This is a genomic window from Pedobacter panaciterrae (assembly GCF_013204795.1).
GTDB classification, from domain to species: Bacteria; Bacteroidota; Bacteroidia; order Sphingobacteriales; family Sphingobacteriaceae; genus Pedobacter; species Pedobacter panaciterrae.
On record NZ_JABMKW010000016.1, the window covers coordinates 767019 to 790387 of the forward strand.

The following is a 23369-nucleotide window of genomic DNA, read 5'->3' on the forward strand; positions in this document are numbered from 1 at the left end:
AATGGCAACCTGTACTGTCCAGTACCTGGTCTTATTGTTTAATATATCTGTAAGCAAACCGTGCATTTGGAGCAGCATCACCCTTGTCTAGCCAATGCATGGCATTTCCGTCAACAGGTGAGTTATCGGCCCATTTAAAGTCTAATGTAAACTCGTTTCCTATAACACCAAGTTGTTTTTTTGGGATAACAAGTTCCAATTCGTTTTTGTCCGTTCTGTATTTTATGGAAGATGATTTACCTAAACTACCATCTTTTTTAAGGTTATGTAACGTAGCAGTATTATTACTTAAAACACGCTGGTTAACTACATATTGGAAGCCCTCCCAGTCTTGGTTGGCAGCACCTTTTACACCTATAAACAAATGCATCCAATCTGGAGAATCCCATGGTGTTAATGGATCTTTTGTTTTTACATAGAAGTACACATTCTGCTGATCTGAAGTAATTCTGGATTCAATAATATCATTGCGACCTGTGTTATTTACATATTCATTTATGCGGCCCCAGCCTGGGTGTTTGCGATGGAAGGTATCTCCACTATCATCTTTATATACCGCCGGTATTTTTTTCCAATCACTAAATTTCCCATCAATGCTCATTGATGTATTGGTTTTGTAAACGGGAAGTTTTCCTGTGCCTTTAAACTTCCTTACATTATCTACCAGCTGGTAATAATAATTGTCTTTGGTTACGCCGTTTTCAGGTTCCGCGTCTCTGCTAAATTCGGCATTATAAAGATCTACAAAATAGGTTTCTCCCTTTTCGATTGACTTACCTAAAAAGGTTTTGGATGCTCCGTCATTAAAGCGCATGGCCACCCACTCATTCCATCCGGTTATAAATACAAATTCAGGATCTACCTCAAGAGCTCTTTTCCATTGTTCTTCAAAGTAAAGTCCTTTTTCGGTCGAAAATATTTCTGGCTCTTTACCATTATGAAAGCTTCTGCCAATGTTCGACATCGGGTGTTGTGCAATAGAAACGGTTACCTGTTCAGCTTTATCTTTTGAATCGTGCCAGCCATAAGATTGAGGGTAATGATCAAGCCATGGCCATTTATCTTTACCATCTGCAAACCACTGCTGGCCCTTGCTCCATGCCCAGGAATGTCGGGTGGTAAAGAAACTTTTAATTTCGGGTGTAACTGCCTCTGGCGGGCACAACAACAGAGGTTTTCCTTTCCACAAAAACCAAAGGTTACTAAACAATCCTTTTTTATAAATCTGCTCATAAAGGTTATTAACCGTTTGTTTGGGCACACTATTTACAATAAAGGAAATAGATGGTGTGCTTACTCCTTCGGCACGCATTTTAAGGTAAGTATTGGCAATCTTTGTAACCTGCGGCAGATAAATAGCGGCATTGGTTACATCAAGAATAATTACATCAATACCAGCATCAGATAACATTTGTGCGTGTTTACGGATCACCCATTCATCATCGGCAAGGTAATACCCAAAATAAGGTTCACCCCAATGGTGAAAAGCGTGAATTGGTCCATATTTAGGGTCAGTTGGATTGGCCTTTAAAAGCTTGGTAATGTCATATGGGCTAACCGTATCCCCTGGTGTTTTGGGCATCACCCCACCATCAGCAGCACCTCCTTTATGCTGATCATAGCCGTGAGCGCCCTGCCATATGAAATAGAATATTCCTGCATACTTATCTTTACGTGGAGTTTTATATTTTGCTGGCTCAATAGTGCGGCCCAGCGCATCTTTTGCTACCCATGTATCAGCATTTGATGATGAAACTTGAGCTTCAGTCTGATAAAAGGAGATACAAATCAATCCCGATAAGAAGATTTTTTTTAAACCCATCATCAATTGGTAGCGCTATATATGAAATTAAAACGGCCACCCGGTGCTGTGTCGCCATTTAGATACCAGTCTAACGGATCGTTATCGTTCTGCATATTATCAGACCATTTAAATTCGAAATTGAGCGGTTTAGCTACGTTTTTAAGATAGATTCTTGGAAGTGTAACCATCATTTGATTACCCTTAACTACGTATTTTAACGTCTGTATATCTTTCCAGGCTCCATCTCTGTATTGCTGCAAATTGCTTCCCCCTGCAACTCTAAAATCATATCCTTTCCAGCCTGTTTTAGCGCTTCGATCTGTATCCAGATATAGTCTCATCCAGTTACTGCCTGAATTGGAAGTGATGTCAGCTACAGTTTTAACAAAAAAGTAAATGTTGGCTTTGTCACGCGCAATCTTCATCTGCTCAAAATCGTTTCTGCCTGTTGCATTGGTATAAACAATTGCAGGCTCTATCGGGGTGCCTGGATGGTTACGTTCCTGAGTGTCGCCGGTATAATCCTTGTAAACGGGCTGTACTGATGTCCAATCACCGAACCCATTAATTGTTTTAGGTAAGCCAGCCGAAGGATTTGCGGCTACGCCTTTGTATCTTCTTATATTGCCAACCAATTGCATATAGTAGTTATCCTTTAAACCGGCAGTAAGCGAAGGCTCGATATCTCTGCTATATTCTGGGCTTGCCTGATCACAAAACCATGAGTGTTCCGGGTTGTTATCTCTACTAGGAAATTTTCCGGCTATCCACTCATTCCAACCTGTAACATACACAAAAGGCGTGTTTTGTTTTATAGCATAATCCCATTGCTCCTGAAAATTGTAACCATAAATTACATCTGTTGCAGGATTTCCGGGTGACCCATTATGATAGCTCCTACCCCAATTGTCTTTATTACCATAAAATGCCGAACCACCCATCCCTGCCGTTGGATTAGGGTGCTGTGCAACTGAGACATTGATGATTTCTGTTTCTCCCTTGGCGTTCTTATATGTTTTTTGAGGTCTTACAAATTCAATCCATGGCCAGCTGTTTGTTTTTTGAGGTTCGTTTGGCCATTGTGATTCTCTGTATGTGAAAGTATTTTCATAATCTTTTCCCTTAGCTTCTGCAGATATTCCAATTATAAGCGGCTTACCATCCATTAAATACCAGCACTCGGGGTAGCGGTATGGAGCACCAGGTTTATAAAAATTATTGTAGGCTTCCTGCATGGTCTCGCCCGATGAGGTATTGGTATAAAACACGATTTTAGGAGGGGTTTTACCCTGCGCCCGAACTGCATTCATAGCCTTCATCAACACGTCGGCTTGTTTTGGATAAGTTAAGCGGTTTGTTGCATCAATTACAAGAAGATCCACACCAGCATCAGTTAGCAACTGAATACTTCTTAAATGCACCCAATAATCATTTGCGCTATAATATCCATAAATGGGTTGCCCCCAGTAATACATGCCCCCGCTTCCCCAATATGGATTATCAAAATCATTGAGTACTTCGGGATGTGCATTCACGATTTCATGGAGATCCCAATATTTGCGTGGTGCTGTTTCATGCCATAAAAAGTAGAACATGGCAACCGTTTTTTTTCTAGGATTACCCACCTCCTTATTTTGAGGGAGAACTCTGCCCAAATCATCAGCTCCGGCAAACGGCTGAGCGCTTGATGAACCAATCCCCAATAATGCAAAAAGTATTATAAAGTGAACAGACCTCATAGGATTTATTTTTTTACAAATGCCCTTTTTAATACGTCCAGATAACCCATTTTATGTAAGGTATCGGGTTCGAGATAACTTCCTTCCGACCACTCATTCCAGGCATTGATGGTAATTAATTTGCGTTGTTTTGGATGTGTATCTGCAAATGCTTTTGCCTTTTCGACATACTTTGCAAATTTTTCAGGAGCGGGATTATTTATATAACCGGTTTTATATGGAAACCTTGGGTTAGCATCCCAGCTAATTGTGAGATTAGGGAAATAAGGAATGGTAAAATCGTTACTAAATCCTTGCCACATATTGGTAGACAGATCTGCCCATTTCTCGTAATCTCCATCTGGATTTTGCAAATGTGCCCAGCAGTAATTTGTTAAACTGTTAAAGCCAAAATACTCCATAACTTTATTCTGTGTTCCAATTTTTTCGCCGGGTACCCCTGCAATACTTGAAGGTAAGGCCTGCCAAAGAATTCCCTGTAAGTGCAGTCCGGGAAACCCTGCGGCAATTGTTTTTTCTCTGAAGTAATCCAAAGCTTCTTTGGTTTGCGTTGCACCGCCTAATCCTGCAATCAGCGTATGAAGTTCGTAGATACAGAATACCGGGGCACCATCAATCTTGTAATAACCAGGATCTTTGAAATATTTTGCTATCACACGATCTACCACAATATTAAATTGTTTACGATCTACACTGCCTTTCCAGATCACTGAATCTTTTTTCGGGTTCTTGCGCTCCCAATAAGTTGTAGCATCATGATTTGCCCACATCAGGTAAAACTTCATCCTGCCTTTGTTGGCTTTTAAAAAGCCTTCGTTGATACAATCTTCAAGGAATGGTTTTCCCTCATACCAGTACCAATCGAAGATAAATGTATTCACTCCGTGATCAACAGCAGCAGTGATCTTTTTATCCATATCTTTTGGATTTGCCTCGTCCAGATATCCCCAGAGCGGGACTTTTGGTTGGGCATGTCCTTTTTCTTTAGGTTGCGCTTTATAAATGATCTCCCATTCCCCCTTTTTTTCTGGAAATAAAAACTCCGCTCTAGGCTCATAGTGATAGGCAGGCCAATAGAATGCAGCTACATCATAATCCTGGGTAATTTTCTTTTTGATGTTGCACGATTGAAATATAATGGCAATAGCTATTGCTATTGCCAAAGAAAAGAGCGATCTATTATAAGATAATGACTTCATAATAAATGTTGTGTTTAATATGGATTTATTTCAATAGATACCGGACCTGTTAACCCTGATGGATGCAGCGGGCTGTCTGCTTTGTACGGGTTAATATAAGACCAGGTTTTACGTTGATCTTCTGGCAATTTTAAATCACCTATCAACCGGTTTACCCAGGTGTTAACCACTTTTACTTCCAGCTTATTTTCACCCGCCAACACTGCCTCGGTAATGTCTACTTTGTAAGGTGGTGTCCATACACCACCAACCTCTTTACCGTTAACCTTTACTTTGGCCAATGCGGTAACTGCGCCGAGGTTTAGATAAATACGCTGCCCTGCAGCTGGTTTCTTAATCTCAAACGAAGTATTATATAAGGCACTTCCAGAATAATGAGCTATTCGTGTATCCGGGTGTTTTGACCAATCTATTAAAGTTTTAAATACCACAGGTTCTTCTGGGCCTCTGCCCTCTTTATCAAATTTAACGGTCCATGGGTCAGTTAATTTAATTACATCAATTGGCTCAGGGAAATTAACCTTTTTCTCGGCCGTGGTATTACCGGACTGGTCTTTTCTGAAGATTATAAAAGCACTTTCAAATGCATCGAGTTTTAAAGGAACAGATGTTGTATTTGGTGTTGAGCTGTACTCTGGAAGATCACGCATTTTCCCTGTTATAGCATTCCACAATTCGGGTGCTTTTCCGGTAACCCGGAATGCAGGATTAATGCTTATAGGTTTATCACTCTGATTAGACACAAAGTATATTTCACCATCGTTAGTCTTTCTATGGATATACAGGGCCAGATCATTACCAACGGTTTTAAAATCTGGAATCACTCCTATTTTATCTAATGCCTGTTGTAAATCAAGGCCATCCATTACCAGACCCTTACCATATTCATTTGTTTTAATACCCTGTCCATCAATTTTTCCCCAAACTTCGTTGGCAAGTTTTTTTACATTGTCATCTGCAGTGCTGTAGTTTTCTAAACTAGGTGAGCGTTTTGGTTTTGGGCCCAATATCACTCCACCTGCTTTTACCAGACTTGCTATTTTCTCCAACAATTCCGGCCTCATGGTTTCCAGTGCAGGAAGTACCAATACCCGGTAAGACATACCATCAGGAAGTACAAATTTGCCATCCTTAACAGTTAATCGGTTAATGATCACCTCTGCATTGATGTAGTCAAAGGAATAACCTTCGGGGAGCTTAGGATCCTGTATTCCAGTCATTTTTGGTGCATCTTCACCAATAAAATAGGCTACATCTGCAACATATTTACCTTGCTGCAGCATGAAATTACTGCGCTTAAGATAATGGATAAACATATCCATATCGTAAAACCAGGTATTGAAACGGTTAAACTCATTGCCAAACCAGGCATTAACACCGGGTTTCCTGTCCTCATATGGTTGTTGAATATAAACATGTAGCAACGTATTATTGATCCCTTCTGTAAAGAAGCGATCGCCACGTTGTTTCATCATTGCCGGATAACGACCAAAGGTATTTCCGGCAGCAGTGAATGATTCTGCAGAAACTTTAGTTTTACCATAAATATGTGCTGCCGATGATGCTGCCCTGTTTTCTATGTTACCAAGTTCACCTTCGCTCCAAAACTCTCCGCCTACTTCATCAGATTGTCCTCCGTATTGAAGAAATTCACCGGGAAAACCCCAGTGTCCATAATTTTCAAGCCATATGGTTAACCCATGTTTGTGACTTACATCGCGCAATCCGCCAACATATTCATAAGCAACATTGTCTGCAACAAATCTTCTCAGGTCCCATAGAAAGCGATCTGATTTATCCTGACTTCCTACCACATGCCCATACATAACCGGTATAAGTGGCATAGGATCATATCCGTAACGCTTTTTAAACTTGGCAATAAAATCATCTGTCCAGTTTTGGCCGCCCATCTCGTAACTATCCTGAACCGCGACTTTCCATGTTTTACGGTCTTCGGCAGGAATTCTTCTCTGAATTTCGCCCATGAATGCATCAAAGTGTTTTATCACATGCTCATGGTTCATTTTATCTACCTCTAGTCCGGTTCCTTCTGGGGATGCCGGGCTATTTTGAACACCTGTGGGTGCCATTCCTGTTCGCATTACAATCCATTCACCTTCGGGAACATCCCATGTAAGTGTACCATCAGCCGACAAATTTGAACTGATATCTTTTATTGAGCCTTCATCTATCAGCAATGACTTATCTGCTACCTCTTTTTGTTGTGCCCACTGATATTCATGCCAATAAGGAAGTGGGGTTGGGTGCATTTTAGCGAGTGTTTTTTCGATGAATCTTTCCACTTTTGGCACCGAAGAAATTTCCAGTTCAGCAATGCTGGCATCCTGGGATGTATTGGTAAACGTTAGACGAAAGGCTTTTGATGTTACTGCATCAAATGAAATGATAACCGGAGCAAACTGAGCAAAACCAACATTCAACGCGTTATTGCTACGGTCTACTTTGAACTGTTTTATTTCGCGGTAATTACCATTATCCAATGCCTCTATTTTCACATCCATACTCATGTTCTTTTTGGATGGATAGATGGTTAAACTTCTTGCAGTATAGCTTTCTTTGGCAGCTATGGTAATAACAGAAGGTTTACCACCTGGCAGCAATGCTTCAGTTTTCTGGTTTTTATCAAGGAAATTTGCAATGCTTTTTATAGCCGGATCGGAAGTAATAACAGGTTTTAAATCAGCGATACTGCTCCCATATCCTTTTGGTGCTTTAAAAGCCAGCAGTTTAACATCCTGAAAATTCCCTTCAGGTTTATTAAGCTTTTGGGAAATCTTTGCAGGTCCTTTGAACACAGTTTCTGATGATGCCAGATAACGCATTGCCTGTTCAGGTTTAACCCAGGGTCCGCCTGACTGGCTCCAGCCAGGACTATTAAACATTCCTATTTCTATCCCTAACTCCGAAGCCGTTTTTAAAGCAGTGTGTGTAATATCCCACCATTCATCAGAAAACAACTTGACCTTTCCATAAGGAACTTCTCCGGTTAAACCTATATTACCAATAAAAGCACGATTTATACCTACTGCTTTCATTGCCTTTAGATCGTTTATAACTCCTTGTTTAGAGATATTGTCTGAAATCCAATACCAATACACACTGGTCTGTATTGAATCCGGAGGTACTATAAACCCACTCTCAACTTTAGTGAAAGCAATGTTTTTGTTAGTACTTGAACAAGCGGAAATTATTAAAATTAATACCGGTATCACAAAGTGGGCAAGGTGCTCCCATACAGTACCCTTAAAAGATCTGATGTTTGAATTCATAAATGGTTTCATTTGGTTGTACCAATACTATTAATTATTTTAATAATCAGCAACCTGTACTATACTGCTCTTATTGTAACTTTTAGGATGCTGTTAATCAAGCCACCCCGGGTTTTGCCAATTCTGTCCGGTAAGGTTAATCATCTTATCCACTTCAGCCTGGTCTATTGGGTACAACAAATACTTATTGGACCAGGCATTTCTGTTGGCAAATTTGAAACGGCTAAAAGTAAGGTTTGAGCCTTCTTTAGTAATCCTCATCCCGGTAACAAATTTATCTGTCTGATCAAGGATTTTCCATCTTCTGACATCAAAGAAACGATGGCCTTCAAAAGCAAACTCTATCCGCCTTTCATTACGATACTTTTTTTCGAATGCTTCTTTTGACATCCCGGCCGGAAACGCAGGCATTCCAGCTCTGGCACGTACAGCACTAACTGCTTCGCGGGCACTCAGGGTAAGCGTTCCAGAGGACACCGCAGCATCAGGCCCCGCTGACTGGTACGCAGATTCTGCAAAGTTCAGATAGAGTTCGGCCAAACGGAAGATCCTAATAGAACCATCTGCATCATTGCTAATTCCCGATTTGTAATTGTTGAACTTACGAAGGTAATATCCTGTTCTGGTGCGCGTTCTTTCCGTTCCTGAAATCCCTTCAAGACCGCCAACAAAGGTTTCCACTTTTTTACCGTTAGGATCATTCAGATTCCTTACGGCACCATTATAGTATATCGAAGCATAGAATCTGGGATCGCGACCAATGTATGGGTTCCCCGGATCATAACCGGATGCCGGATTTACTGTTGCCACAAGGTTATCCGTTCCTGAATATCCATTTATTGGAGCTTCTCCATTTGCCATTTCGTAACTATCTACCAGGTCCTGGGTTGGACTTGGGCCAGTTTTTTCCATTCCTGGATTTGTTGGCATACCAGCCAGTTTCCATATTTGCAACTTACCGCCTCCATGAAAAATTGTTTCTTTATCCGTAGACCTTTGATCGTTGGAACCAATCAGATTGTAATACGCATATGCATTTTGAGCAACATCAGCTGCCGGAAGCTGGGTAAAAAGCTTATAGTCGTTTGCAAGGCATTGAGCAAGCGCCTCTAAGTTTATAGTTGTAGCATCGGCCCATGAGTAAGTTCCATCGGCCCATAAAGGACTTGCGGCATAAGTAACTGACTCTGATTTGATGGCATAGGCAATTGCTCTGGTCATGATACCATATTGGTTATCGTAAATATCCCATGAAAAACCATCACGTCCAGCTGGATAGGATAAAGCTTTATCACAATCTGCAAGAATGAATTTCACAACCTCCGAAAAAGTGGCTTTCTTATCCTTAGAGTAATCATAGTCTACACCTAAAGGTTTATCTATAAGCGGCACTCCTCCATATCGTTTTATCAATTGCAAATAATAAAGTGCACGTAAAGTATGTGCCTGAGCTGTCCACGCGCCTTTCTCTGCTTCAGTTGCAAATACTGTTGCCGTTTTGATATTTTCTATAAACACATTGCATTTACGGATTCCCTCGTACAACTTACCCCATGGACTACCATCCGCAGAATACTGGGCATATGAACTGGAAGTTATTGATCCACCATACCAGGCAGCATACCTGGAACTCACAACATTGTCATCTGCATCCTGAGATTCATCTCCAAAAGATGCTCTATCGGTATTAGGGGCCGGACAATATCCATAACATGAATTCAGATACCCTCTGGTTCTGTTATAGTCGCTGAATACCTGTTCCATAGTTATCCTACCATCTGAAGGCAAATCCAATTGTTTGTTACATGAAAACAGAACACCGGCTGTAATTATAATTATAAATTTTTTATACTTTCTCATCGCAATAATTTGTTAAAAAACAACATTTACACCTATGTTAAATACCCTGTAGACCGGGAAAGAAGTATAACCCCCACCTTCAGGACCAAAATCTTTCGACTTCATTTTATCCCAGGTGATTAGATTCTGTCCGCTAAGTAAGAACTTGATTTTTTCTGCCGAGATGGCTTTAGACAGACGGCCAGGCAGGGTGTACGAAAGCTCTACATTTTTAAGGCGTAAATACGATCTGTTATACTTATAATAATCGTTTATTTCCTGACTTGAGGACTTAACTGTCGACAATGCAGGGGCTGTTATTGTTTCACCATTTTGGTAGCGTTCCGGCGTCCATGCATTTTTGTGCAAGGAACCATATATTCCATCAAAATCTGCTTCCCAAACACCCTGCCCAACAATTACCGAAGAGTACTGACCAATTCCTTGTAATAAGAAACTCAGATCGAAGGATTTATAGGCAACACCTCCCGATATTCCATATGTAAACCTTGGAAGTGCTCCGGTACCTATTGGAGCCTTATCAGCCTCATTTATAATACCATCATCATTTAGATCCTGATATTTAAGATCCCCTAAACGTGGATTACCAACTTTGTACTCAATTTTGTTACCATCAAGTTCTTGCTGAGTATTAAAAAATCCATTGCCGTTACTATAATCAACCAGGTATCCAAATGTTTGGCCATAAGAATAGCCCTCCTCCTGCTTTCTATAAATGTAATCGTCGTTTCTCAGTGGCTCATTTGTATTAATCACTTTATTTTTCGAATAACCAATTAAACCTCCCAACGATATTTTCACATCCTGATTTAAAGCCTTGGTATAATTAGCGGTTATTTCGTAGCCCTTGTTTTCAAAAATACCTGTGTTTGTTTTAGGATAATTATTTAAAGGTATACCCTGATACAAAGGAATAGCTGATAGCGCACTAACTACCATATTATTCATGCGCTCTTTAAACACATCTACAGTAAAAGATAGGGAATTAAATAATCCCAGATCTAACCCATAGTTTTGTTTTGTAGATATTTCAGCCTGTATATGAGGATTTCCAACGGTCCTCTCATCTATAATATACTGAAGGGAACCAATTGGTCCTCCTCCTCTAACGGTTACCTCATCGAGGTAGGCGAACCGGTTTAAGCCACTTTGGTCGTTTGCTGTTTTACCATAAGAAGCCCTTAATTTAAGGTTGCTTAGCCAGGCTGCATCCTTCATAAAATCTTCGTTCGACACTTCCCAGGCTGCAGAAATTGCCGGAGTAAAGGTATAACGGTCGCTGCGCGCATATTGCTCAGAACCCGAATAACCAACATCAAACTTAATATGGTACCGGTTATCGAAGCTGTAGGTTGCTTCTGCGCCCGAGCTTAGGCGGTTATAAGGCAATAATCCCGGGGAACCTGTATCTGCCTTTGTCAGATTTTGGAAGAACATATAAGCCATACCTCCTACATGATGCTTACCGAAATCCCGGCTGTAATTAAGCGCTCCATTGTAGGTTAGGTGATAATAGTATGAACTTCCCTTGCCATATTTCAAAGGTGTATTGTTCTGGTCACCTTTTCTATTGAACAGGAGTTCTTCGGGTTTGGTATTATCTCTTGTCCAGCGTTCATAATCCTGAGTAGTACTTAAACTGCCAACGGCATTAGTCTGATAAGCAACTACACCTGTTAAATTTAAGCCTTTTGTAAGGAATCCCATGTCCAGATCAAGCCCAAACTGCGAGGTGATATTGGTCACTGTATGTCTTACATACCCAGATCGGTTTAACATCCCAAAGGTTGGCGAGCCCACATTACTCGTTGTAATTACCTGACCATTCGGAGTTAACGGACCATACACAGTTGGAGGAATCTGAAAAAGGCTGCCATATATTGTTGAATTTCCGGAACCAGGGGTTCGTTCTCTTTTAATATTACCACTTAAGCGGATAAATGCTTTAAGGTACCGGTTTAGGCTCATATCAACATTACTGCGATAGTTAACCCAAACGTTGTTTGCATTAGAATTGTATTTATCCTGATCTGTAATAAACTGTCCTCCCTGATGCATAAAGTTCACATTGGAATAGAATTGTACTTTTTCGTTTCCGCCGGTAACGTTAAGACTTGCACGCTGCATGGCTGCGTAGTCCTTAAAATACCTATCATACCAATTGTTATTGGGATAAAGGTCGTTCCCGCCTGAACGAAAGTTTTCAATCTGCTGATCGCTAAATAACTTTTCCTTTTTATCATTAACCAATGCCTGATTTCTCATCGATGCGTAATCGGCAGCACTGTAAAACGTTGGTGTGGTTGTTACCTGCTGTATGGATTGATCGAAAGTTGTTTTTATTTGGACATTGCCTTTTATCCCGCGATTGGTAGTAATCACGATTAATCCATTTGCACCCTGAATACCATAAAGCGCTTGGGTAGATGCGTCTTTTAACACAGTAACAGATTCGATTTCATTTGCACTGATGTACTCGAGCGTCTGATTGCTGTTATAAGCACATATAATTCCATCAATAATTACGAGTGGTCCGTTGCCCCTTGCAGCAGATAGCCCTCTGACATAAATATTGGTAGTTGCTCTTGATAGCTCTGAGTACGTTTCTTGTGTCACTAAGCCTGCAAAACGACCAGCAAAACTTTGGGTAAGATTTGCTACAGGAGATTTTTCCAGCTCTTCGCCTGTAACTGTTGCTACCGATCCGGAAACCTCATGTCGCAGCTGTGAGGTATACCCCAGTTGAACTACATCGTCTTTTTTATGTATATCTGGTTTTAACTCAACATCAATCTGAGCTTTCCCATTGATAGCTATTTTTTGTGTAGAATAACCAGCATAGGAAAATATCAGTGGGCTATTCACATCCAGTATTATGGCGTACTCACCATTTGCATTTGTTGATGTTCCTGTTTCTCCATCCCGGGAGCTTATTGTTACGCCAGCAAGCGGTCTTCCAAATTCATCCTTCACTATGCCTTTCACTGGGACCGATACCTCCTGTGCGCTTACACTTGTTCCTATGGAAAACAAGAGTGCCAGCAGCAATGTTATTTTGATCATTAATTTATGTATCATCTGATTTGTCATTGAGGTCTATTAAAAACTATTATTACCAACCGTTACTTTGCCACTTAACTCCTGTAATTGACTGCAGGCGGTTTGCCTCATCAAGCGGTATAGGTACCCAAAGGAATTTATTGGTAAAATTCTTGCGTTCATTGGTGCGGACAGGTCTTCGGTTATAGGTAAAGGTTCCGTCGGGGTTTCTGGTAATTTCCATCCCTGTTACCCACTGATCGGTTTTAGAAAGGTCGCCGGTTGGCAGCGTCCATCTGCGAACGTCGAAATACCTGTTTTCTTCCATAGCCAGCTCTACCCTACGCTCATTCCTGACCCTGAGTATCAACTGTTCTTTAGATAGATTCGAAGGTATTTCTGGCATCCCCGCCCTGGCCCGTATTTCGTTAACAGCTGTAGTTGCTTCAGGTAATTTACCTGCTTCAGCAGCTGCCTCTGCAAAGTTTAAGATGACTTCTCCAAGACGGAACATTTTCCAATTTGCACCACCCACAGGGTTATCATTACCTGAGTTTGGATGCAGGAATTTCCTTTCGAAATATCCAGTACGGGTTGCCTTTCTGGTAGAAGCATGAATACCGGTTTGCGGTTCACCTACATAAGTTGCAATAATCCTTGTTCTATTACCCATTGGTGCAGGATAATTTTCAATAGATTCAGGCACTTCCGCAAAATTCCAGAATGCTTTTCTTTTCGATCCATTGTAGTAGATGGAAGCATAAAAACGTGGATCTCTGTTTGCATATGGGTTTTTAGGATCATAGGTTTTATTTTCAGGATTGTAGTTTGGCTGCTGGTGCTTATCATCAAGATATGGATTTGCAAGATTTAGAATTGGCTTCCCATCAATGGTCTCATATGCATCTACAAGCTCCTGCGTTGGGCAGGTTCCTGATTTGTATCCATCCTGTGCGCCAATGCCATCAATATTCCAGATATTACCTTGCCCATCGCGACTTTGATATATTGTTTCATGATCTACACTGGATGCATAACCCATTGATTGAGTAAAATATTCATTATAGATGGCGGTTTTTTCATTCTTATTTGGCCCGAGGTATGCAACATCTGAAAGATAAGTTTGCGGATAGTTTACCTTATTATAAAGCTCAAAACCGTTTTTCCTTAAATTTTCTAATGATGTTTTGTTGACTTCATAAGCCTCTTCCCAATAATTTTTGCCTTCATTATATAATGGGCTCGCAGCAAAAAGGATCATTTTTGATTTTATGGCCTCTGCCATTGCTTTGTTTACACGGCCAGCTTCCTGATCTGAGTTAATTCTCCATTGCAATTCATTTGTGCCAAGTGCAACATCACAATCTTCCATGATAAACTTAACTACGTCATAATAAGTCTCTTTTTTTACTTTGGAAAAATCACCTGAAAAATCATATGGTTCACGTTCTATAGGTAGCGAAGGACCAAACCATTTTAGCAGTTCTGAGTAATAGTAAGCCCTTAAAAGATGTGCTTCAGCTTTCCAGCGTTTTCTATCTGATTCATTGCCCACCGTTGCATTATCTATGCGGCTAATAAATATGGTACAGTTGCGGATAGCGCTCCAATAGCTTGCCCAATAATTTCCATTTCCACTATCCCCACTTACATTGGTTATGGGATGATTACCGGCAGACGCATTGCCATTGTACATTCGGCCACTCATAAGTCCCGACTCTGCTTCCGCATCCGTATCCCAGGATTCGTCGCTCCAGTTAACGGGGCCTCTTTGCCAAAAAAAGTATCTGGTCCCTTTTACGGGCATGTTTGCATAACAGGTATTTAAAAAAGCTTTCACCTTTTCGTTATCGGCAAAGACTTCCTCCATCGTGATCTTGCCATCGGGTGCTGTATCCAAAGCTTTCTTACACGCAGCAAGGAAAAACATGGAGAGCGCGATTAATAAAACTATATATTTCGTTTTCATAACTTCTTGTATTGGGGATTAGAAAGTAACATTTAAACCAAAGTTTGCCATTTTGGTTACAGGGTATCCGAGAGGATCATTGTTCTCAGGATCCAAATGGCCCATTTTTAAATGATCCCAGGTATAAAGATTTTGTCCGCTTACGTAAACCCTTAATCTTTGAACTCCAATTTTATTAAGGATTCCCAGGGGAAGTGTGTAGGCTAATTCCACATTTCTAAGACGAATAAATGAACGGTCCATAATGAAGAAGTCATTGGCCGTGTGATTCGTATTGTTCAATGTGCTTAATGCCGGATAAGTAATCTTCTCGCCGTTCGCATATCGCTCCGGAGTCCATGCATTTTTATGATAATCGAAATAAGTACCCAGTTTTATAGTTTCATAAACTCCCTGATCAGAATAATTATTGGAGTACTTGCTTACACCTTGCAGGAATGCTGTAAATTCAAATCCTTTATAATTAAGGCCCAATGTAAAACCGTAAGCAACCCTGGGTATGGTGCTATAGCCAATGGCCACCTGATCCTTATCATTCACTACTCCATCGCCATTAGCATCTACATACTTAAAATCGCCAACTCTTGGCGTACCGAAACCATAAGTGGTATGCGCAAGATAATTATCGAGCTCTTCTTTTGAATTGAAATACCCATTTCCGTTGCTGTAATCTATTTTGTATCCAAGGGTTTGACCAATCGAGTACCCTGTAGATCTATATCTTGTTGCGTAAGATTCATCACGGATCTGTTCATCTATAAATTTAACTACGTTATGGTTATATCCATAATTTCCCTTAACCATTAAAGAAAGGTCCTTTGCGAGTGATTTATTATAGGTTAGCTCAATTTCATATCCTTTATTATCGACCAATCCCATATTTACTCTTGGAATAAAATTTAAGGGTACGCCTTGAAATTCAGGCACAGTGTTACGCTCGATCAGAATGTTGCTTCTTTTCTCAACAAAATAATCGAAGGAACCACTTAAATCCTTAAATAATTGTAGGTCTATACCATAGTTTTGTTTTACAGCGACCTCCCAGGTTAGATTTGGATTAGCCAGAAGAGCCTGATTTATTCCACCTCCAAGGCTGCCAAGTGGGCCACCGCCAACGGTGATATTACTTTGATAAAGAAACCTGTAACCGCCCATTTGATCGTTGCCTACTTTACCATAAGATGCACGTAATTTTAGGCTGGTAATTGTCTTATTATTTTTTAGGAATTGCTCATTACTTAGAATCCATCCAATTGAAGCCGCAGGGAAAAAGCCAAAGCGTTTGTTTGGCGCAAACTGTTCAGAACCATTATATCCCATGTTAAATTCTGCCAGATAGCGATTGTCATAAGCATACGTGGCCCTGGCTGCTATACCTAATACGTTAAAAGGAATATCACCACCCGGGGTTTCCCAATAATCGCGTTGACCAAGGATCATTGCACCAACCTCATGCTTTTCAGCAAATGTTCGGGCATAATTAACCGAGGCCTGCATATTGATATTATAACGGGAATCTGCTCCCTTAGTTAATGAAAGCAATTCTTCATCGGGACGTTTAACCGCATAACTTAACTGATTAGTTTCCGGGTTAACTTCGGCAAGATAAAGACGCTCGCTTTTCTTGCCTTGGGTAGCGGTAGTTGATTTAGAATCATAAGAGATCATCCCTTTAACACTTAGCCCTTTGGTAACGAAACTACTTAAATCCCAATCGAGCCCTAAAGTGGAATTCAGGTTAGATCTAACTTCGTTACGATATCCAAATCTGTTCATAATTTCAAAGGCAGAACGGTCTAAGTATCCCGGATCTACTATTTGACCTGGCGCTATTCCAAAGCCACCTATGGTTGTTGGTCCCGGCGTAATCGGCAAAATGGTTTGGGCCTGATACAATAAATCTCTCATCATCCAATTCGTATCACCTCCGCCATATAACCATGCTGAAGGCATATTAACCTGTTCTATATAACTACCTATATTTAAAAATGACTTTAGTGAGTTCGTGACTTTATAATCCAGATTGGCCCTAAAATTAAACCTATCCATTTTTGCGGAAGGATCATAACCCAATACCGGTTTAGGCTCAGTTTTAAGGTTACCCCCTTGATTAAGATATGCGGCGTTTACAAAGTAGGATACCCTTTCTGTTCCCCCGCTTGCACTGGTATTAATTCTTGTTTGCGGTGAATAACGGGATATAAACTCACGATAATAATCATGATCCGGATACATGTATTTTCGAACTGCCGCTTTTTGTGCATAGTCGGGATCATTTGGATCTAAGCCTGCCAAAGGATTTAGGTATTTATCCATGGTTTCCTGACTAAAAGGAAGTGGCGATATGTTGTCGTTTTTAGAAGCTTCATTTCTTAGCTTCATATAGTCTATAGAGTGCAGCCTTTCTGGTTCCCGAGTAAATGATGAATAACTCTGATCTAAATTGACAGATAATTCGGGCTTACCTTCCGTACCTCGTTTGGTGGTAATAAGGATAACCCCATTTGCTCCTCTAACACCAAATACTGCCGTTGCTGATGCATCTTTCAATACGGAAATAGTTGCGACCTCGCTAGCGTCAATGGTCCGTATGTTATCACGGGGAACTCCATCAATTAGAATAAGAGGGCTTTTAGTATTAGTTGTTGCGGCGCCACGCAGATACATAGTTGCATCGTCACGTCCCGGTTGGCCACCCCCAGACTGAATGGATGTTAAGCCCGACAATTTACCCGCCAATGCATTAGCAAGACTTGCAGAAGAATTTTGTTTAAGTTCCCTGGAGGAGACCGAAGAAACTGCCCCTGTTACCGAAATTTTCTTCTGTTGACCATATCCTACTACTACCACTTCATCCAATTTCTCATCGGAATTTACCAGAGTTACATTAATTGCTGATTTTCCATTTATGGCTATTTTCTTTTGAATATATCCTATGTATGCAAATACCAATATGGCATTTGACGGCGCTTTAATAGTGTAAGTCCCGTTTTCATTTGTCTGGGTACCCACCTTAGATCCCTGAACCGTAACAGTGACCCCGGGTAAGGGACCAAGATCCAGTGAATCCAATACCTTTCCGGAGACAGTGATCTGTTCCTGTGAGAAAGCATTAAGTGAACTACATATTGCCAGTAATAGCAAAGGAGTCCAATAGAGCTTTGAGAATAGTCGTTTTTTCCTCATAATGAGCATTTTTGAAATGTTTGATTTGGATTTATTAGGTTAGGTTTCAGGTGTGCTTTGTTGGTGTCAGTCTTCTTTATAGGGATAATTAAATCTTCCCGAGGGTGCAACATCTCCATTGATCAGGAAATCAATAATATCACCATCAGTCTGCATGTTATCAGACCATTTAAATTCAAAATTTAATGTGTTTTTTAAGGTTAGGAATGTTCTCGGAATACGGATTTCAAGCTGATTACCGATGTAGTTTAAATCGACTTGGGCTACCTGTTTCCAATTCCATCCCTTTGTGGATTTTTCCAAAAAAGCCTTTTGATCAGGAGATTTTCGATTCACAACAAAGTCATATCCCTCCCATCCTGTTTTTTTATCCCTATCAATATCTATAAACAGGCGCATCCATGCGGGATCTTTGTGATCGGTAAGCTTATCTGCTGTTTCTACATAGAAATAGACATACTTGTTATCTCTTGCTACTTTGGCTTTTACAATGTCATTTCGCCCAGTCGTATTTGTATAATGTGTACCTGCAAAGCCATCGGCATCGCGATGGATGGTATTTCCCTTATGAGCCAGAAATTCCGGCCTAACGTTAAGCCATTCATCGAATTTCCCATCCATGCTGATCGTTTTTGCTGCAGAGGCTTTTTCAGGAGCAGGCATCCCTTTAAAGCGGCGGATGTTAGCGATTAACTGGTAATAGTAATTATCCTGATGACCACCTTTCATAGGCTCTATATCTCTACTGTGTTCTGTATCAAACTGATCGGGAAAGGCATTTGGCTGATCCTGCCAAGTTTCATATCTACCGGCTATCCATTCGTTCCAGCCGGTAACAAATACCAGTTCAACGTTTTGCTTTAAAGCATAGTCCCATTGTTCCTGAAAATTCAGCCCGTATTGATGAGCATCCTTATTTGTGTTTTGCCCATTTTTGTTAGTGTAACTTCTTCCAAATGCACCTTTCGCGTTCATTGGATTTAAACCATTTTCCTTGGTCCAGTTTTGAGATGTGCCAACGGTCATTTGTTCAAAGCTTCCATCATCATTTTTTACGAAGCCATGCTGAGGATATATCTCCAGCCATCCCCAATGATCTTTACGTTCAGGTCCTTTGTTGTAAACCGGTTGTCCCGGACGAAAAGTAAAAAAGTGCTTAATCTCGGGATCAATATTATCCGGGTAAGCCATAATTAAGGGTTTACCTTTCCATTGAAACCACAAGTCTTTATAAAGGCCTGGTTTGTATAGGTCGTTATAAACCTGGCTGATGGCACTTTTGGTATCTTTTGATGCCCCAAAGCCCATCATAAAAGCGATCTGAGGGGTACGGATACCATTTTTTCTAGCCTCTGAAAACACTTCACACAATGCCATATACGCAGGCTTCCACACCAGATCTCCATTGGTACAATCAAACATAATCATATCAACACCTGCATCAGCCAGCATTTCGGCATGCTTCCAAAGCACCCATTTGTCCGTATTTACGTAATAACCAAACAGCGGTTCATTCCAGAAATTCATGATGTTTTGTGGCCATGCCGGATGCTTGTAATCGTAAAGCGCGTCGGGATGTTTCTGTAAAAAGGCAGTCGTATTATTTGGTTTCAGCTTGGCTTGAGCATAATGCCATGTCCAATAGAACAGGCCAATAAATTTGTCGCTTTTCTCTTTGCCTACTTCATTAAATATGGGTAGTTTTCTGCCCAATGCATCTGTGGCTGGCAATGTTGCAGTATAATTGGTTAGCGGCTTCTGTGAGAAAACATTTGTTACAGTGGCACACAGCACCAATAAAAGACCAGCAGAGGATCTGATATTAAAGCTCATAATAAATCTATATTTGGTTAGGCACAATCGTTTTCGAGGGAAAACTATTGGTTGCTATTTCAATAATATTAATAGTTTCATCGAGCAGCAACCTGTACTATACTGACTGGCATCCTGCACCTACAGGCTCTTAAATATTAAATTATGAATACAAATACATGCTAAATCCTATTAGGAAGAGAATAATTATTTATAAAAGAATTTCTTTTTTTAGATAATTATACCGGTAATGCCGATTATATAACTACGACATTGATAGGCATAAAAAAACGAGTGTCCATATGATAAAGATACTCGTTTTAATAGTTTAAGGAAAATACTGTCTGTTAGTTATATCCTGTATTTTGAGTTAATACTCCTTTTGAAAGATCCACTTCCTTTGGCTGAACAGGCTTCTTAAACCCTTTGAAATGGATTAGACTTGAGAATTCTTTAGCTATATCCCATTCAACATTGCGTTCAGAAAATCTCTCTTTTTCACATAGGAATTTGAAGTTTCAGAACTTCTATAAATAAGGAGTTTATTATTTTTAACAATGCTCTTAAATTTCTTCAGAGAAATTCTTAAAACACTGCAAGCCTCGGTTTGAGTGTAATACAAATCTTTGTTAATCATAATTGCGTTCTTTATAGCACCAATTTAATCTGAAAACGTTCAGATTATACAGCAAACTTATTGAATGGTAATTCTCGATCTTTAAACTGCGATAAATAACAGGTTATACAGGTTATGTGATATTTATACACTTTGCTACACAATCATAAAAGTTCCATTTCTTTTCATTAAATGTTGGGTATTTTCATCTTAAAAAAGATCATGAAAAAATTAGCGTTTATCTCTTCAATTACTTTCATCCTGCTGTCATCAGCATGCAGTAAAAAAGCTGGACAAGAAGTTCCCGAACCAAATAAAACAACCTATAAAGTTGGTCTCTCTGTTGAGAATGGAAAAACAGGCTTAGATGGTGGCACTGAAACAACATTAGTTACGCCCATAGAAAATTTAGTTAATCAATTGACCTTTATCATATTTAATTTTGACACCGGAAATGAATATTATAGATCAACTCAAACCAGCAATTTGCCTGGCATGGGAGAAATATATTTCGATTTGCCTGTTGGTAATTATATATTTATTGCGGTTGGCTCCAAATCACTTTTTGGGATCAATAAGTATTACCGGGACAACGAAGTTCCTATACTATTACCTCTTGCCGAGGCAAACATGCAGTATTGGCAACCTAACCCAACAATGGCTGATAAGCATTATAAAACAGATGATACTTTTTATGCAAAATCTTCAGTAATAAGCATCGATGGAAACCAAACAATAAACCTTACCATGCAGCGGGTTGTTGGCAAACTGGAAGTACTTGTGGAAGATGTACCTGAGTTCACCGTTGATGTTAATTTCGAAGCAACAGGTTTTACATTGAAAGATCAAAAAACCTTCGGCCGTATTGATGATAATGCGGGTTACGAGGTAAGCAATGCAAATGGCCCAATCAGCATTTATATTCTGAGTACGGAAAGACCTATTCTAATTGAGATATCTGGAGGTGGTGTAAGAAAAACCCTGAGTGTACCCATTTACAGAAACAAGCGTACAATTGTGAAAGGCAAACTACTAGTCCCTTCTACATCAACCAGTTTTAAAGTTACCATTAACGATAAGTGGCTGGTTGACACTACTGTTGTTCATTTTTAAGTACTACATAGATAGGAAGAAAATTATTGACACAATTTTGACAGTTAAAAAGAGTTAGGTTACGTTAACTTTCAAGGCTAATACTATTTTTGTGGCCGAATATGAAAACTGCTGTTGTATTCTTCCTATCCCTGTGTTTCTTCCTTTTAGGAGGATCAAATCACGTTTATGCGGGCACTCATCAAAGCACAAGCAGTTATTCTGGTGTTCAAAAGGTTGAAAAATCGCAACAAACAAATCTTGTGATTGCCAGTCAGGGCCTTTCAGAAGTTAAAACCAGTACCATAGGTGATAAAAAAGAAGACTTCATCAGTGTTGAAGACGAAGATGATGATCTTGTATCTGTCAGGAAATCCGTATTGCCTGCCAAGTACTTTGCAACACTTACCTATGCTTCTATTTTAATTTATTCCAACGCTTATTTCAAAAACCGCTTGCCTTTTTGCAAGCACCTTTCCTACACTTCTTCTTACAAATACATTCTACAAAGAGTTCTAAAAATATGATCAACAATACGCTTCAGTTATCGAAGTCGTGATCATACATGCCCGTAGAGGTAATTCTGGTTTCATACCCGGTAACTGATGCTATTTCTCATTTCAGGGAATCTCTGATTCCTGATCATCAAATCGATTAATAATTAATTCATACTATGAAGAGAATTGCAATGCTCATGGGCTTGGGCGTTATATTATGCCATACAAGCTGTACATCTGAAAAAAAAGAAAAGGAAGAAATCAGCAAGTATGCGGTTACTACTCCTTTAAAAATTGACACCTCATTTACCAAGGAATATGTTTCACAAATAAAATCTGTAAGGAACATTGAGATTAGGGCACAAGAAAAAGGATACATGCAGAACATTTATGTTGACGAAGGTCAATCTGTAAAAGCGGGCCAGCTCTTGTTCAGGATCATGCCAAAAATGTACGAAGCAGAGTTAATGAAAGCGCAGGCTGAAGCCAAATCTGTAGAGATAGAATTACAGAATACCAAAACTCTGGCTGATAAAAATGTAGTCTCAAAAAATGAGCTGACAATGGCTCAAGCTAAACTTGATCAGGCTAAAGCTGAAGTGGCGCTAGCAAAACTACACCTGTCATTCACTGAAATCAAAGCACCATTTGATGGCACCATTGATCGCATTCCTTTGAAACTGGGAAGTCTTGTTGACGAAGGTGAATTATTGACTAACCTTTCTGATAACAGCCAGATGTTTGCCTACTTTAATGTATCTGAACCGGAGTATCTGGACTATCAGACTAATATCAAAGGTCGCGGCGACAACAAGGTAAGCCTGCTTTTGGCTAATAGCCAACCCTTGAAATATAAAGGTGAGGTAGAAACCGTTGAAAGTGAATTTGATAATGAAACAGGAAACATCGCTTTCAGGGCAAGATTCCCAAACCCTGACAAGCTTTTAAAAAATGGCGAGACAGGTAAAGTTCAAATGACAGTTCCACTTAAAGGTGCATTAATAATCCCTCAAAAAGCAACCTACGAAATTCAGGACAAAGTATATGTTTTTGTGGTTGACAAGAATGGAGTAGTGAGATCGCGGAATATTAGTATCAGCAGCAGAATGCCTGACTTGTATGTTGTAGGAAATACTCTGTCTGAAAATGACAAAATCCTACTTGAAGGTGTACAAAAGGTTAAAGATGATGATAAAATCAAATATGAATTTATAGCACCCAAGGAAGTTATTTCCCGTCTGCAATTGAAAACGGAATAGTAATTCC

The 23369-nt window shown here is 39.9% G+C and carries 12 protein-coding genes; 3 read left to right on the top strand and 9 right to left on the bottom strand.

The features are described from left to right. Positions 1-31: 31 nt before the first annotated feature. From HQN86_RS11140 to HQN86_RS11180, 9 genes are all read right to left on the bottom strand, one after another. Complete coding sequence (locus HQN86_RS11140; RefSeq protein WP_172661042.1) at positions 32-1825, bottom strand: glycoside hydrolase family 71/99 protein; 1794 nt, start codon at positions 1823-1825, stop codon at positions 32-34. After that, entirely contained in the window at positions 1825-3543 is a 1719-nt protein-coding gene (locus tag HQN86_RS11145) for a hypothetical protein (protein ID WP_172661043.1), read from the bottom strand. The genes HQN86_RS11140 and HQN86_RS11145 overlap by 1 nt, the downstream gene beginning before the upstream one ends. A 5-nt stretch (positions 3544-3548) precedes the next feature. Beyond that, the gene (locus HQN86_RS11150) at positions 3549-4742 is read right to left on the bottom strand and encodes a glycosyltransferase WbsX family protein (RefSeq protein WP_172661044.1); all 1194 of its coding nucleotides are present in this window, start codon (positions 4740-4742) and stop codon (positions 3549-3551) included. Between the two features lie 14 nt (positions 4743-4756). Continuing rightward, positions 4757-8032 carry a glycosyl hydrolase gene (locus tag HQN86_RS11155; RefSeq protein ID WP_172661045.1) on the bottom strand — a complete coding sequence of 1092 codons (3276 nt, stop codon included), beginning with the start codon at positions 8030-8032 and terminating at the stop codon, positions 4757-4759. 93 nt (positions 8033-8125) lie between these two features. Further along, entirely contained in the window at positions 8126-9892 is a 1767-nt protein-coding gene (locus HQN86_RS11160; RefSeq protein WP_216854376.1) for a RagB/SusD family nutrient uptake outer membrane protein, read from the bottom strand. A gap of 12 nt (positions 9893-9904) precedes the next feature. Further along, positions 9905-12955 carry a SusC/RagA family TonB-linked outer membrane protein gene (locus tag HQN86_RS11165; protein WP_216854377.1) on the bottom strand — a complete coding sequence of 1017 codons (3051 nt, stop codon included), beginning with the start codon at positions 12953-12955 and terminating at the stop codon, positions 9905-9907. A gap of 49 nt (positions 12956-13004) precedes the next feature. Beyond that, positions 13005-14900, bottom strand: coding sequence for a RagB/SusD family nutrient uptake outer membrane protein (locus tag HQN86_RS11170; protein WP_172661047.1), 1896 nt, complete (start codon positions 14898-14900; stop codon positions 13005-13007). Between the two features lie 18 nt (positions 14901-14918). Beyond that, positions 14919-18086, bottom strand: coding sequence for a SusC/RagA family TonB-linked outer membrane protein (locus HQN86_RS11175; RefSeq protein ID WP_172661048.1), 3168 nt, complete (start codon positions 18084-18086; stop codon positions 14919-14921). Positions 18087-18152: 66 nt separating this feature from the next. After that, a complete protein-coding gene (locus HQN86_RS11180; RefSeq protein ID WP_216854378.1) occupies positions 18153-19919 on the bottom strand; it encodes a hypothetical protein in 1767 nt (588 codons plus the stop codon). Between the two features lie 817 nt (positions 19920-20736). Between HQN86_RS11180 and HQN86_RS11185 the strand changes: the two genes are divergently transcribed. The 3 genes from HQN86_RS11185 to HQN86_RS11195 all read left to right on the top strand — a co-directional run bounded on the left by HQN86_RS11185 (position 20737) and on the right by HQN86_RS11195 (position 23362). After that, a complete protein-coding gene (locus HQN86_RS11185; RefSeq protein ID WP_172661049.1) occupies positions 20737-21627 on the top strand; it encodes a FimB/Mfa2 family fimbrial subunit in 891 nt (296 codons plus the stop codon). 101 nt (positions 21628-21728) lie between these two features. Continuing rightward, positions 21729-22133, top strand: coding sequence for a hypothetical protein (locus tag HQN86_RS11190; RefSeq protein ID WP_172661050.1), 405 nt, complete (start codon positions 21729-21731; stop codon positions 22131-22133). A 146-nt stretch (positions 22134-22279) separates the two neighbouring features. Beyond that, a complete protein-coding gene (locus tag HQN86_RS11195; RefSeq protein WP_048903825.1) occupies positions 22280-23362 on the top strand; it encodes an efflux RND transporter periplasmic adaptor subunit in 1083 nt (360 codons plus the stop codon). The last annotated feature ends 7 nt before the right edge of the window (positions 23363-23369 follow it).